This window comes from Spirosoma pollinicola (assembly GCF_002831565.1).
Classification (GTDB): Bacteria; Bacteroidota; Bacteroidia; order Cytophagales; family Spirosomataceae; genus Spirosoma; species Spirosoma pollinicola.
In genome coordinates, this window is sequence record NZ_CP025096.1 from 1,485,920 (window position 1) to 1,500,613 (window position 14,694).

Consider the following 14,694-nt stretch of genomic DNA (forward strand, 5'->3'; position numbering starts at 1 on the left):
GTTGAGCGTTTACCAGATAAGTGAATAGGTCACCGTGCCAACGGCGTTGGCTGGCTTCACAGGCAGCAGCATCTCTTTGGTATGCTGCGGTGTGGTGCGAATAACCGGTTTCTCTTTGCCCGGCAACTCAATGAAATACTGTTTGTCGTTGATGGCATACAGGCCATTGGGCAATTGGGTAATCTCGCTTCCTTCGGCAACCCGGCACCAGATTTCGCCGGTCGATTGGGCATTGCCTGTAGAGGTCACCGTGAACGAGTGAATAAGCTTATGCCCATCGCCTTCGCCCGCAAACGACTCCCGAACCTGCGCCGAACCCAACGTATATTTGAATACCGGCCGACCATTGGTATCGACGTCGTAGCCCATATTGTTGTAGGTAGCATTGGAGTCGGGCCAGGCCGCGTTTTGATCGGCGAGATACGTTAGCGATGGCTTTCCCGACAGTTCGATCACACTACCCAGTGGCGCAGATAATTGGGTTTCGCCCCGCCCGTACCACATGGGTGTTGTTTCCAGAAAGTCGCCCCGCCAGATTTGCAGAAACTCTCCTTTGCGCAAATCGACGGTGTAATTTAGCTGACCCGGTTCCCCAACAGACATGGTGTGGGTATGCTTAATGCCGTGGTGGTTCATAAAGCCGCGTTGCATAACGGGTTCGTTCTTTGCCAGCAACGAAATTTCTCCAACGGGGTCTTCGGCACGAATAACCTGATTGAGCGTCGTGTATTGAACACCGGGGCCTTCGACCGCCAGCGTAATGTCGTTGCTTCGGGCATACCACAGCCCAAAGTTTTTAAAGTAGGCTAACTCAACAGGATGGTCACCGGCTTCGAGTGTCACTTTGGTGGATGCGTGCCCGCCATCTTCCGGTTCAATTGAAACGATTTTTTTACCCGCAATTTTTAACTCACCGGCTCCATTGCGAACCGTTTTGTTGACCTCAGCCGGAATCCAGGGTAAGGTTAGCGACAAATAGTATTCGCCCGTGCGGGGAATGTGCAGGGTGCCGGTAATCTTGCCGCCAAATTTATCGCGGCTGCCGGGAGCCAGGTGAGCCAGCACATCAATGTCCATTTCCCGGTTGGGTTTCAGGGTGTTGAAATCGTTGACGGAAGCAAACTTGCCTTCATACGAGCTTAATTTCATGTTGGTAAGCGTTACTGGCTCAATGCCATACGACTTGTAGCGGATGTTCCGAATGGCTACCGCGCCATGATCTCCCTGAACCATAAGCGGGCCTGTGGGCTTTTCGTCCTGGAAAGCCGCCGACCGCGTTGGGCCGGTTACCTCAATATTTTCCTGAACTGTAACGCCATTCAATATCACTTTCAGGAAGCGGGCATTGGCTGTTTTTTCACCTGTCCCGTTGAAACGTGGTGCCCTGAATACAATGCTAAGATGTTGCCACAGGCCCGGTGCTCTACTCACATTCTGAGCGGGCGGGTGGCCTTCATAGCCCTTTCGGCCTTCGGGACGGCTGTCGTCCCAACGTTCGTAAATGGCTCCGCAATCGCTCGGTTTGGGGACTTTTACCCCCCAGCTATCAAAGAGTTGCACTTCATATCGCCCTTCAAGGTAAATACCTGAATTAGAGCCACGTTCCATCATAAAGTCAAGGTCAAGCTCCAGATCGCCATGTTCCATTTTGGTGAACAGATGGTCTTTGCTTTTGCCAGACAAGTCATTGACAAGAACACCGGTGCCGGACTTTGTGCTGGCTTTACCGTCTTTATTAAGGTCGTAAAAGGCATCGCCAACAATTTTCCAATTGCTGCCGGATGGCTTGAAATCAGCCAGACTCTGAAGGTTAATCGGAACTGAGGGAATAACATTCGGTTGTGCTGATACGCCCAGGGTGCAGAGCAGCAGGTAAAAAATAGAACAGCAAACGTTGCGTTGCATAGTCGGGTATAAACAGATGATAATAAGGTATAAAGGCAATGAACACGTTGTGTACTCCCGTAAGATACAGGAGCATTTTGCGTGCTTATCAGCTTAAAAACAGGTATTGGTTTGCAATGAGTTAACGAAGGGAATGCCCGGATCAGGCAATTCATGTTTCGGCACATCAAAAATAGTTGAATCTATTCACTATTTTGAGTAACAATTACAGGAGTTTTGCGGGCTTATCAAGAAAGTAACTATTAATATGTGCCAACCAGCGTAACGACGGATTTTGGTTCCAGCTGAAGGGTATTGGCCGCAACTATAGATTTGGCCAGCGTTTTGGTTTCAGTCGTTGTATAGCTGGCAAAACGGCCATTTTTAATTTTTAATCCGTTAAGGGGCAAGGTTGTTGCGCTGGGTGTCATGTTGATGCAAACTAGTACAATCTGTTTACGACTCGCATCTTTATAGGCCGATACCATACAGTGGCTGGCTTCGGCTACCGGATTATCTGACGTGCCAATGTGAACGGCTACCCGCTTCATGCCGGGACGAACAAAACGGGCATAATTTCCGAACGCCCACAGTTGTTTGGAATCCAGCACCTGACCATTCAGGCGGGCATTATTATGCTGTTTATAACAGCCGTCCGGCCCATTTATATAGACCAACCCATCGCTGTAGTCGTAAGGATTAATGGCCAGCCACCACTGCCAGGATGTGACATTGGCAACGGTCAGATCATTATGAATGACTTTGGCCACATACAAGCCATAGTCCATGTCGGTATGGCGGGGATTGCCATTATACTGACCGCAGATATCGCCCAGAACCCCGAACTCACTCTGCCAAAGCATGGGATTGCCAACGGCTTTCGCTTCTTTAGCCGCTTTCTGGCGCATAGCCACCAGAACAGAATCGGTACAGGTAGTAAAATAGCTATGGTAAGCCCAGATGGGTTCAACGTTGGGGAGTTTGGTTAGAGAGGTAGATTTATCAGAGCCGAAAAAGTAGCCAAGCTGGCTTCCCCGACCACTTTCCGCTTTTTCGTAAAGGTAATTGAGCTGCCCTGCTTCGCCCGTTACGACTGTCGTTTTGGCTTTGCTGGCGGCTAGTTTAGTTGATAACGTTTTTGTTAGGGCGGCTATATCCGCGTTTTCGGCGGGTGAGCCTTCCTGATTGGCTTTACCCGTTTTCCCGGCAGCCCAATCCCACTGCGGCTCATTGATTGGGCTCAGGTAGTCAAGCTTGAAGTGATTGGCAACCGTGGACAGAAAATCTGCAAACGGCGAAATCGCATCTGCTTTAAGGTTAATCGTTTTGCCCCCCGGCGAAAACGCTTTGCCGTTACGGGTCAGCTGAACCGGAGGGGAGTTGGTAAAACCCAATGAATAACGAACGCCCCGTTTGCGAGCTGCTCGCAGAAACCACTGGCTTCCAGCCTGTTTATTCCAATCGTACTGGCCGTCAGGCTTAAGAAAGCACTCTTCGCGACGCCATTCATCTGTAATGAGACTACTGTCTTTTTGTTCATAACTTCCTGCGCCAATATTCATACGCCACAGCGAAAGACCAATGCCCTTTGGCTGGCCAGTGGACAGCGTATCTAAACTGAATAATAAGTCTGCTATTTGATTCTTTTTTGCTTCATCAGGCCAGTTGCCGATAAACTTGGCCGACCAGCAATCGGATGCACCAAAACTATGAATGGTCTGAAATTCTTCCTGAAGGTTGACCGTAAGTGGTTGATCAGGTGGTAAGATAGAGTCTGGATATACGATTTTATTGCCTGAGTTGGTAAGAATCAGAAGGCCGAACGAGATTACTTTCAGTAAAAATTTCATGTTTAACAAAGGGTTGAACGCCGATAGGTGCCGGGCCTTTGCCTGTAGTTCGTCCTTAATCTTACAGTCAGATCAATGAATTGTCGTTGATGGATACAGAATCAAAAGACAAGTCGTTGACATAGTTTGTTATAACAAGTCAAAAAAACGAGCGATACTAGGCACTCGTAAATGTAGCTAATAGTAGCCTTGTTTGCGCCTGTTGGTTCAACCGATTCAAAATGATCGTGTGGGAAGCCAGCTTCTTGTAATTTTTTTTATGCGAAGCCGGATTTGACGATTCTACCTTGTCCATGTCCAGAAGAAGATTTTCCAATTCCTCATGCATATTCATCAGTAACCCAACCAATTGATCTGTAGGACACTGACCTATAAATAGAGGCTGTACTTTATTTCTTCCTTTTTCTGCTTCAGCTTGACTAAGGCAGATGATCAGCCTTTTATAGTTTTCATGCAAGTTGAAAGCGGCTTCAACCCAGTTGGCTAAAATCTGTACATGTGAAGATGAACGCTGTTTATCCAGCGTATATACAAGTGGATTAATATTCATTGTAGCTAGAAAGTTTAATAATTTATATTGACTATGGCGTATAAGTGAATAAGAGAGTTAACATAAGGATAAATACTTAAGTAAAAATATATGTTATTACTCATATGTGGGGTTTTTATTTTCTTTTTTTACTAAATAGTTTTTTAGGGAACCATTAGTTTAACATAGTGTATTAAAGGGTGTTTTTGTATCAACTCTTAGGTAGCTATTTATGTATTTTAGCTATTCCCTTTCTTTATAGATCATTCCAATTTATGATGTTATCGGTCATGGGTACTGCCTTACCTTTATGGCGTACCGAGACGGGCTTAACGTACTATGGTTTCATACTGTAGCAGGACAGCCTCAAATCAAATGATAACGACAGATATTTGTATTATTGGCGCAGGTCCTGTTGGCCTGTTCGCTGTTTTTGAAGCTGGTTTATTGAAAATGCGCTGCCACCTGATTGATGCGCTGCCTCAGGTGGGCGGTCAGCTTTCGGAAATTTATCCGCAAAAACCGATTTATGATATTCCCGGCTATCCGGCCATCAATGCACAGACACTGGTCGACAATCTGATGGAGCAAATTGCCCCGTTCAATCCGGGTTTTACACTGGGCGAACGCGTTGAAGGGCTGGAGCGGCAGGAAGATGGTTCCTATATTGTTACAACGACTGACAGCACTGCCATTCATTGCCAGGTGGTAGTTATTGCTGGCGGGCTGGGATGCTTTGAACCGCGCAAGCCCGAAATTATAAATCTGGAGCGCTTTGAAGGGAAAGGTGTTTCATACATGGTAAAGAATCCCGAGCTGTTGCGGGATCGCCGGGTGGTGCTGGCTGGTGGGGGAGATTCCGCTCTGGATTGGACGATCTTTCTGGCTGGTATTGCCAAAGAAGTAACGCTGGTACACCGCAGTGATAGTTTCCGGGGGGCACCCGATTCGGCAGAAAAAGTGGCTGAACTAGCCAAACAGGGACGTATCAACCTTATTCTGCAATCCAATATTACCAGCATCAACGGCAATGGTCATTTGCAGGAGGTGACTGTTACGGCTAAAGATAAATCGGAAACAACGTTCATGGCCGATAACTTGATTCCACTTTTCGGGCTTACCCCGAAATTGGGACCTATTGCCAACTGGGGATTAACCATCGACAAGTCGGCTATCCACGTCAATGTGGCTGATTTTTCGACGAACGTCGAGCGTATCTACGCTATTGGCGACATCAACACCTATCCAGGCAAACTTAAACTGATTTTATGTGGCTTCCACGAGGCCGCACTGATGTGTCAGAGTGCATTCCACCATGTCCATCCCGATCAGAAATTGAGCTTTAAATACACCACCGTTAACGGAGTTCCTACTTTTTAAAAGTGGGTAAGGCACCCACTCATCCATTACCTCATGATTTCATTTACAGTTGAAGACCGCAACGGCGAACGCCAGCCAATCGAGATACCAGAAGGCATTAATCTAAGCCTGATGGAAGTACTAAAAGCGTCGGATTATACGATTCTGGCTACCTGTGGAGGATTGGCCATTTGTGCAACCTGCCATGTGCAGGTACTGAATGGGCTGGACGCTTTGCCCGAACCCCAGGATGCCGAACTGGATATGCTGGACACGTTGCCCGATGCCGATTCAGATAGCCGACTGTCTTGTCAGATTCGCATTGACGAAACCGTAGATGGGGCTATATTCAGAATAAAAAGTGAAGAGCCAATCTAAATTGTAGCACAATAGGGCTTAATCATAGAATTTTATTCTGTTCGTTGATTAGAATAGGAAATAAAAGGCTTATTTGAGGTTGTTTCGCAAACTCCTTAACTAAGCCTTTTATTTATACGCTAATAGCCCATGAAAAAGTTGTCGTTGCTTTACCTGTTGTTGGCTCTTTACCAATTTGCTCAGGCACAAACGTTTACACTGGAATCTGTTAAAAGCTACCCATTCCCAACGGAGTTAACCAGTTCGGCACAAGGGTCGCGGATTGCGTGGGCCTTTAGCGAACAGGGAAAACGCAATGTGTATGTGGCCGAAGGGCCAGATTTTACTCCTCGAAAGCTGACTAATTACACCGACGACGATGGGCAGGAGTTAACCAGCCTGTCTATTTCCGACGATGGAAAATGGGTCGTTTATGTGCGGGGTGGCGATCATGGCTCCAATTGGGATGATGAAGTGCCGGTCAATACGACCTCTTCGCCGGTGGCTCCCAAAGTACAGATCTGGAGTGTGCCGTTTGCGGGTGGCGAACCGAAAGCCATTGCCGAAGGGGATGCTCCCGTCATTTCGCCAAAAAGTGAACGCATTGCCTTTATAAAAGGCGGTCAGGTGTGGATTTCGCCAACAGATGGGTCATCGGCAGCTAAAGCCTTATTTAACGCACGCGGCACGAATAGCTCAATTCAATGGTCGCCGGATGGGTCGAAACTGGCCTTTGTGTGTGATCGGAAAGATCATGCCTTTGTGGGGGTTTTTATCAACGAAACAACGCCTATCACCTGGATTTCGCCATCGTTCTCACAGGACGATTCGCCACGCTGGTCGCCGGATGGCAAACGATTGGTATTTGTGCGGACGCCCGGATCCGGTGGTGCACCTGATTCCATTCTGACCCGTAAATATCGCCCCTGGGCTATCTGGACTGCCGATGCCACATCGGGTACTGCGTCCCAACTATGGCAAGCCCCTAAAACGCTGGCCGGTTCACAACCAACTACGCATGGCGGTTTTAATTTGCACTGGGCTGCCAGCGATCGTATCGTCTTTCTGTCTTATCAGGATGGCTGGCCGCATTTATATTCCGTTGCCTCCTCGGGTGGCGTACCATTGTTGCTGACACCCGCTCCGTTTATGGCCGAGCACATCACCTTAAGTCACGACAAAAAATGGTTGTTATTCAGCGGAAATACTGGCCCCGACAAGCTGGATATCGACCGGCGGCACGTAGTGCGTGTGCCAGTGGATAAAGCCACTATGGAAGTACTCACACCCGGCAGTGGCCTCGAATGGACGCCTGTTGTAACGGGCGATGGCGCGACGGTTGCCATGATCAGCGCCACGGCACAACGACCTCCGTTACCAACCGTCATGGCGTTTACGAAAGGGACGCCTAAGGTTCTTGCTCAGAATCTGGTCCCCGCCAATTTCCCTACAAACCAATTAGTGACACCCAGGCAAGTCACGTTTAAGTCGCCGGATGGGATGATCGTACATGGTCAACTGTTTGAGCCAGTGGGCGGATCGGGTAAAAAGCCTACTGAACGCAGCCCGGCCCTGATCTATGTCCACGGCGGCCCGCCACGGCAAATGCTGCTAGGATGGAATTATTCGGATTATTATGCCAACTCCTATGCCCTAAATCAATATCTGGCCAGTCAGGGGTTTGTTGTATTGTCGGTGAATTACCGACTGGGTATAGGCTACGGTTTTGACTTTCATCAACCGGCGAATGGTGGTGCAGCTGGGGCCTCTGAATATCAGGACGTTCGGGCTGCGGCTGTCTGGCTCACCGAGCAACCCCAGGTCGATGCCACTAAAATTGGCATTTACGGAGGTTCATACGGGGGATACCTGACGGCTCTTGCCCTCGCCCGCGACTCTAAATTGTTTGCCGCTGGCGTTGATATCCACGGCGTCCACGACTGGAGTCAGCAACGGAATGGCATTAGCCAAAGCGACCGATATGAGAAAATTCCCGATGCCGAAAAGGCCGCAAAAGTGGTGTGGGAATCATCGCCGGTATCGTCTGTAAGTAGCTGGACATCACCCGTGCTGATTATTCACGGCGATGATGACCGCAACGTTCGCTTCAATCAAAGCACTGACCTTGTCCGGCGGCTCGACAAGCAGGGCGTTTCGATGGAAACTCTCGTTATTGTCGACGATACGCACCATTGGATGAAGCACACGAATGCCCTGAAAATGAGTGGCGCTACCGCTGATTATTTCAAGCGGAAACTGATGAAGCCGAAGCAATAATCCTACTGAGCGAATTTTGATATATGGAGCGCAGATTCTTATGATTCTTATGGACAGATATGATTTTTTGGTTCCGTTGTCAAGTACCCTCGGTCTGTGTCCTCACAGACCGAGGGTACTTGACAACAACTCACTTTTGTCCTGCTGTATGTTTCTCCAGCAGCTTTAGTGTGTGATCAAGTGATTTTGTATCACTCCAATCCTGATGGCCGGGCACGACAATTCGGGCGTTACCAAAGTTCTTCATAACATTCCGGATGGAACCCGCCCAGGTATTCAGATTGGCATCGGCGAGATTGCCCATACCAAATGCGGCCACACTTTTTATCAGACAGCCCCCGTATAAAATTTTCTGGTTTGGTAACCACACCACGATATTGTCGCTGGTATGGCCTTCCCCTGGAAAATAGCACTGTATTGGTTCCTGACCAACAGTAAATGTGGTATCATTGGGCAAAATGCCTTCTGGCGATTCAAACCCCAGTTTAATCGACTTTTGGGCTGTCAAGGGCGTACTAATAACCCGAATTCCAGCTTTGTGAAGTTCGTTTATACCCCCTACTTTGTCTTCATGAGCGTGTGTAATGATACAAAGCCGAACGGGCTGATGCAGGTTCTTGCTAACCCATTGAAGTAACTGCCGGGTATTGTCGGTATTGGTATCCGTATCCCAGCCTGTATCGATCAGTACGACTCCGTCCTTTGTCTTGATGATCAGGCCATTGGCCGGGAAAGGTGTTTTGCCGTAGATGCCGTACGTTGTATGGATATATACTTGCTCGTTGAGTTTTGTGACCGAAAGCTGTGGTCTTTGCACAGGTTGAGCCTGAGCCGAAAAGATTACGAATAGGAAAAGAAAAGGTAAGACGCGCATGGATTAGGGGAGTTCTGGTAGGGATATTTACCACCCCCAACCCCCTCCTAAAACAGGAGAGGGCTATGCAGAAGGAGGCTTTTCTTGCTGATTTTCAAATAGTTAGAATGGGTGAATAACTTTTCGTATTAGCACCCACAAGCCGCGTTTGGTTTTATCAATAAAAAGGAAAGCAAAAATAATACACCTCTGCATAGCCCCCTCCTGTTTTAGGAGGGGGTTGGGGGTGGTCGAGCCGGTTGGGGGGCAAAACTGATAAACCATTCTGCTCCGGCAATTTGTCTTTATAAACAGGTCAGTTTGTAATTTATCTGCTTTCTTACTGAGCTAACACGCCAACTTTTAAAAAACTCGCACCCGATTTGCCATGATAAACCCGGTGAGTGGCTTTCTTGTAATCGGACTCTTTCGCACTGAAAACGGGTACAAACGTCTGTGGGTTTCGGTCACTCCAGGGAAAGCATGAACTTTGCACCTGAACCATAAGCCGATGGCCTTTTTTGAACGTGTGCAGAACATCCTGCAACTCAACGGCGACCTGTGTTGGCTGATTGGGTGTAAACGGAACGGGCTTGCTTATGTTGTTACGATACCGTCCCCGGATGATCTCACTGCGAATCAACTGCTGGTAGTCGCCATAAACCACATCTGGTTTCTTTGGATTCTGAGGGGCATCGGGTGGATACACGTCAATAACTTTCACTACCCAATCGGCGTCAGTTCCGGTAGTTGAGACGGTAAGTTGAGCCATAATTGGCCCGGCTAGGGTCAAGTCTTCGGTCAGGGCGTCAGTCTGGAACGTTAGCACATCGGGCCGAGCCGAGGCAAATCGCTGATCTTCCACCATGTAATCAGCGGAGAAACCATCGTTGATGTTGCTGGAAAACGGTACGGGATGAGCCGGGTCGGAGGGGAATTCGGAAAAGGCGGTACCCGTTGTTGCGGGTGTAAAGCTAAGTTTTCCATTACCAGCCAGATACACTTGTTTTTGCACCATTCCGGCGGGTGGATAGGTGTCGAAGGAACGCCAGCGATTGGTGCCGGTCTCAAACAGTGTTGCTTCGGGCAGGCCCAGCGGGGTCGCGTTCCGACTGTTCGGTTCTGTGAAGAGGTAGTGTTTGAAAAATTTGGCTTCGATATTTTCCTGATAATACGGCGACACGTTTGACCCGAAATCCTGATCGGCAAGTGTCTGCCCCGAAGGCCCAGCCCAGCCGCCGTGCACCCAGGGACCTACCACAAAAATGTTCTGGATGCCGGGGTTCTGCTTTTCGATGGCCTTGTAGGTGTTGAAAGTGCCATATAAATCCTGCTCATCATACCAGCCGCCAACAACCATAACGGCATGTTTGATGCCTTTCAAATGGGGCAGAATATTCCGCTTCTTCCAATGGTCGTCGTAGTCGGGATGCTCGAAATTTTCATGATAATATTTATTCCGGCCCTTATAAAACTGGCTCTCCGAGTTTGCCGTCGGCCCCATATTCAGGTAATAATGATACCCGTCGGGATCATTAATATTGAACAGGGCTGGTGGATTTTGCTTCGTTGGTTGTTTGTGCTCCTGAAAAAACGTGTAGAAACCAAAATTGGCAGAAATCATGAACGCACCATTATGAAACGCATCATCGCGCCATAGATCTGCCATAGGAGCTTGTGGCGATGAAGCCTTTAGTGCCGGATGACCGGATACTGATCCCGCCGACGTGAAAAAACCGGGATAACTAATGCCCCATTGACCTACATTGCCATTGTTGGCGGGTATGTTTTTTAATAGCCAGTCGATGGTATCATAAGTATCTGATGCTTCATCATGGTCAGCTGTTCCTTTTTTAATATCCACGTGCGGGGTCATTTCCACAAACGTCCCTTCTGATGCCCAGCGCCCGCGAACATCCTGATAAACAACGATGTAGTTATCACGCAGCATGAATGCATTCGGGCCAACGCGCCGACGGAAACGGTCTGTTCCATAGGGCTGACAACTATAGGGCGTGCGTTGCATAAGGATCGGATGGGTGACGGCCTGGTCTTTGGGAGCGTACACCTGTGTGAACAGTTTCGTGCCGTCGCGCATAGGTACCATAAATTCGAATTTCTGGTACATCTCACGGACATAGGTCGAATCCTGTGCGGTAGTGAATGGATACGGACTAGTTGATGACGTTGACTGGGCTACAGCACAAGCAGGTGCTAGCAGCAGGATTGTGAGGAGTGTTTTCAATAGTATGCTGGAATGAAGTTGTTTTTCGGTGCAAAATAGTCTCTAATTGCACTGGTCAACGGTGTTGGCTACTAATTTCCTGAATAACTGATCGAATGTTCATGAAGATCTGCTCTTATGCCAACAAGCAGGGCATTGACTTATTGGAAGGTCAAAATGAATGGAACGCGGATTGAACGGATTTTGCGGATTCACTCTGATAAGATCTTTTAAATCCGCAGAATCCGTTCAATCCGCGTTCCAATTTTTATACCTCCCTGGCGGAGTGATTCAACTGAGTTAATTCGAGAAACAGCTGGGCGGCTGGCTCAATCAAGTTGTCGTTGAAGTCATAGTCGTTATTGTGTAAGGCCGGTGAGTTCTCTCCGTTGCCAATGCCAAACATAGCTCCTTTGTATTTTTGCGTGAACAGACCAAAATCTTCACCCCATTTGAAAGGCTCCTGTTTCTCAACGAATGAATACCCTAATTGCTGTGCCTGTTGCCTGATTTGATCGAATACTTCTTTATCGTTTTCGTTGGCAACGAATGCTTCTGTATATGTGGTTTTCAGATCAATACCACTCCCGGTAGACAGTTCCGCCAGCAACGCCTGTAGTTGCTTTGTCAGCGCTTCCATTCGCCTGGCATTACGGGTTCTGAGTGTCAGGTGAACTTCGCCGTAGCCTGCCGATATACCGTATGATTTCTCGCCCATAGTCGTATAGATAGGCGTTACGAGGGCGAATTCATCAGATTGAGGATCAGGGTGTTGTATCTGTTTCGTTTGTAGGGTGAAATCAGCCATTAAATAGGCTGGATTAAGTCCCTTTTCGGGTTCGGCCGAGTGGGAGACTTTCCCCGTGAACGAAACGATCATGCTTAAAACAGATGACGTAAAGGAGCCCGGTTTGCATACAATGACACCCTCCTTATAGCCCGGCAAATTGTGCAAGGCAAACACCCGGTCTGGGTGGATGTTTGCCAGAGCAGGGTCGTTCAGAACAGCCTCGGCCCCTTTGCCGTTTTCTTCGGCGGGTTGAAACAATAGATAAACTCGACCGGTAGACACAGGCTTTTCGGCCAGTAACGAAGCTACTCTAGCTAAAATAGCCGCGTGTCCATCGTGACCACATTTGTGTGAAACCCCTTCATTACGGGAGCGGTGCGCAAACGTGTTGATCTCCTGAATAGGCAACGCGTCAATATCTGCCCGAATCAACGTGACCGTGCCTTCGGTATCTTGGCCATATTTTAGTAGCAACCCTGTTGCGGCAACCTCTTTAATCGAGGTTGGGTTGAACTGGCTGACGAAGGCCTTTATCCGTTTCTGCGTCTCCAGTTCCTGACCCGAAACTTCCGGGAATTGGTGTAGCTCATGTCTGAATTGAGCAAAGATGTCTGGATTCTCCATGTTCTTAGGGGGGGAGGACTCTGGCGCGGGTTTGAACCCGTGCCTGTCTATATAGCAAGCCGGTCCGGCGTCCCGGTTCGCTTGCGTCAGTGAATACTGACTTCATTAACAGGTACGGGTAAAAACCCGCGCCAGAAGCTACCGGCTTCCCGAATACTTGGCCGGTTCGCTGTTTTTGGGCGTGCTTTTCTGGATAAACTTTCGAAGGTGCTCGTTACTGGTGGCGAGGTCTTCTTTACGCAGGTACATCATGTGGCCGCTCCGATACCCTTCCCACTGCATCCTATCTTTCAGTTTACCGCTGGCGTCCATTTGCCACATGTTGTATTTGGCATTGAAGTAATCGCAGGCGCCATCATAATAGCCCGACTGGACCAGCAAGTGCAGATACGGGTTTTGGGCCATCGCCTGTCGCAAGTTTTCGCCGGTGTGGTTATTTGTGTTGTCCCAAGGGAAAGTAGGGCCGAACATGAAGTATTTCAGGTCGGTTTTATAGTTGAGTTCTTCACGCATGTACAGGTTTATGGCGGGCGTGAACGAGTGAAGCCACGAGGTCAGTTCGGCATTGTAATCGGGACCGATACCGGCATCTTTACTGTCTACACCAAGATAGCGGGAGTCAAGCCGTCCAACTGTCTGACTTTTGCTGCGAAGGAGTTCTTTCCAGAAAAAATTGGTTGGCACATCCAGATTCTGTTGCAGTACAGCCGTTTCCGATAAGCCGGAATAGCGGGCCACTTTAGCCGCAATGTCTTTCCGTTTCTGGTCACTCAGCGAACCACCCAACGCCAGCGCAGGCAGGTATTCCTGAATAGTAAACGCTTCTACTTCCGGCAGAACATCGGTCAGGTCTTTCTTTTGTAGATCGGCGGGTAAGGCTTTATGATACCAGGCTGTAGCGGCAAAGTAGGGAAGTTTCAGGACACCTTTAGCCGGGCCATCACGCTCAATACCCAGGTCGGTAGGCGACACTAAAATCACGCCGTTCAGGTACATCCAGTGGGCGTTTTGTAACTCCAAAGCCAGCCCGGATACACGCGCTGTGCCATAACTTTCGCCAATCAGGTATTTAGGCGACGACCAGCGATTGTAGCGGCTTACAAACGTATTGATCCAGTCGGCCAGGTATTTAATGTCGGCATTAACGCCAAAGAATAATTTTGCCGCCGGAACGTCTTTGTTGACTGGCCGCGAAAACCCTGTATTCACGGGATCGACATACACAATATCGGCCACGTCCAGAATGGAATTGGGGTTGTCTTTGATGCCATAGGGCTGAATAGGATAGCCCTCATCATCGACTTTCAGAATGCGCGGTCCGGTATAGCCTATCATCATCCAGACAGATGCCGTTCCGGGGCCACCATTGAACGAAATGACTAAAGGACGGGTGGCCCGGTCGGCTACATCAGACCGTTCAAAATAAGTGAAAAACACACCGGCAACGGGTTTCCCCTCTTCATCCCAAACCGGAATAGTGCCGACGGTTGCTTTATAAGGCACACGTTGGCCTTTAATGGTCACCTGTCCGTTGGTCACTACCTGCGAATCAATGTTGAGGGTGCGGGAGAGCGAAACGGGTTTGTCCTCTTTTGGTTTGTCGGCGGGGGTTGGCTTTTGCGCAAATGTGCTGATTATTGTCAGGTAGCAAATAAGCAAAAGTATAGATGATTGTTTCATGGACATTAACAGGGTTGATAGATGTAATGGTAACGAATAGGTTGATGGGACACGGGTTTTTTTGTCGAAGATAGGGAGAATATCGAGTGATGTAACTACCAATATTCTGTAGACGAAATGGTATGAAGAATACGTGCTTTGGCTGATTTCAGCCTGATTTTGATGAGTAGTTGGCTGGAACGAAGTAAAAGTTGGACTTAATTGAATTTGGGGGGCGTAGGCTTATAACTTTCCGTATTTTAGCCTATTCGCCCAATTAACTATTGT

10 protein-coding genes are annotated in these 14,694 nt (G+C 48.5%); 3 read left to right on the top strand and 7 right to left on the bottom strand.

Features of this window, described 5'->3' with window-relative positions:
* Positions 1 to 9: 9 nt before the first annotated feature.
* The 3 genes from CWM47_RS06345 to CWM47_RS06355 form a co-directional block, all read right to left on the bottom strand.
* Positions 10 to 1,905 carry a family 16 glycoside hydrolase gene (locus CWM47_RS06345; protein WP_100987185.1) on the bottom strand — a complete coding sequence of 632 codons (1,896 nt, stop codon included), beginning with the start codon at positions 1,903 to 1,905 and terminating at the stop codon, positions 10 to 12.
* A gap of 242 nt (positions 1,906 to 2,147) precedes the next feature.
* Entirely contained in the window at positions 2,148 to 3,734 is a 1,587-nt protein-coding gene (locus CWM47_RS06350) for a glycoside hydrolase (protein ID WP_100987186.1), read from the bottom strand.
* 157 nt (positions 3,735 to 3,891) lie between these two features.
* Complete coding sequence (locus CWM47_RS06355) at positions 3,892 to 4,284, bottom strand: hypothetical protein (protein WP_100987187.1); 393 nt, start codon at positions 4,282 to 4,284, stop codon at positions 3,892 to 3,894.
* A 354-nt stretch (positions 4,285 to 4,638) separates the two neighbouring features.
* On the opposite strand from CWM47_RS06355, the gene CWM47_RS06360 reads away from it, so the two are divergent.
* From CWM47_RS06360 to CWM47_RS06370, 3 genes are all read left to right on the top strand, one after another.
* Positions 4,639 to 5,643 carry an NAD(P)/FAD-dependent oxidoreductase gene (locus CWM47_RS06360; RefSeq protein ID WP_100987188.1) on the top strand — a complete coding sequence of 335 codons (1,005 nt, stop codon included), beginning with the start codon at positions 4,639 to 4,641 and terminating at the stop codon, positions 5,641 to 5,643.
* A 33-nt stretch (positions 5,644 to 5,676) separates the two neighbouring features.
* On the top strand, positions 5,677 to 6,000 hold the full coding sequence (locus CWM47_RS06365; protein WP_100987189.1) for a 2Fe-2S iron-sulfur cluster-binding protein: 324 nt from the start codon (positions 5,677 to 5,679) through the stop codon (positions 5,998 to 6,000).
* A gap of 129 nt (positions 6,001 to 6,129) precedes the next feature.
* Positions 6,130 to 8,256, top strand: a complete 2,127-nt coding sequence (locus CWM47_RS06370) for a S9 family peptidase (protein ID WP_100987190.1) — start codon at positions 6,130 to 6,132, stop codon at positions 8,254 to 8,256.
* Between the two features lie 130 nt (positions 8,257 to 8,386).
* Here CWM47_RS06370 and bla read toward each other — a convergent pair whose 3' ends face one another.
* The 4 genes from bla to CWM47_RS06390 form a co-directional block, all read right to left on the bottom strand.
* Positions 8,387 to 9,130 (bottom strand): subclass B1 metallo-beta-lactamase, encoded by a 744-nt coding sequence (bla, locus tag CWM47_RS06375; protein WP_100987191.1) that lies wholly within the window; start codon positions 9,128 to 9,130, stop codon positions 8,387 to 8,389.
* Between the two features lie 319 nt (positions 9,131 to 9,449).
* Entirely contained in the window at positions 9,450 to 11,354 is a 1,905-nt protein-coding gene (locus tag CWM47_RS06380; RefSeq protein WP_240625731.1) for a CocE/NonD family hydrolase, read from the bottom strand.
* Between the two features lie 247 nt (positions 11,355 to 11,601).
* On the bottom strand, positions 11,602 to 12,747 hold the full coding sequence (locus tag CWM47_RS06385) for an amidohydrolase (RefSeq protein ID WP_100987193.1): 1,146 nt from the start codon (positions 12,745 to 12,747) through the stop codon (positions 11,602 to 11,604).
* A 138-nt stretch (positions 12,748 to 12,885) separates the two neighbouring features.
* Complete coding sequence (locus tag CWM47_RS06390) at positions 12,886 to 14,427, bottom strand: S10 family peptidase (protein ID WP_100987194.1); 1,542 nt, start codon at positions 14,425 to 14,427, stop codon at positions 12,886 to 12,888.
* Positions 14,428 to 14,694: the final 267 nt, after the last annotated feature.

Excerpts from the sequence above, each read along its gene's own strand:
- CWM47_RS06345 (WP_100987185.1), bottom strand. The coding sequence starts at position 1,905 with ATGCAACGCAACGTTTGCTGTTCTATTTTTTACCTGCTGCTCTGCACC.
- CWM47_RS06350 (WP_100987186.1), bottom strand. The coding sequence starts at position 3,734 with ATGAAATTTTTACTGAAAGTAATCTCGTTCGGCCTTCTGATTCTTACC.
- CWM47_RS06355 (WP_100987187.1), bottom strand. The coding sequence starts at position 4,284 with ATGAATATTAATCCACTTGTATATACGCTGGATAAACAGCGTTCATCT.
- CWM47_RS06360 (WP_100987188.1), top strand. The coding sequence starts at position 4,639 with ATGATAACGACAGATATTTGTATTATTGGCGCAGGTCCTGTTGGCCTG.
- CWM47_RS06365 (WP_100987189.1), top strand. The coding sequence starts at position 5,677 with ATGATTTCATTTACAGTTGAAGACCGCAACGGCGAACGCCAGCCAATC.
- CWM47_RS06370 (WP_100987190.1), top strand. The coding sequence starts at position 6,130 with ATGAAAAAGTTGTCGTTGCTTTACCTGTTGTTGGCTCTTTACCAATTT.
- bla (WP_100987191.1), bottom strand. The coding sequence starts at position 9,130 with ATGCGCGTCTTACCTTTTCTTTTCCTATTCGTAATCTTTTCGGCTCAG.
- CWM47_RS06385 (WP_100987193.1), bottom strand. The coding sequence starts at position 12,747 with ATGGAGAATCCAGACATCTTTGCTCAATTCAGACATGAGCTACACCAA.
- CWM47_RS06390 (WP_100987194.1), bottom strand. The coding sequence starts at position 14,427 with ATGAAACAATCATCTATACTTTTGCTTATTTGCTACCTGACAATAATC.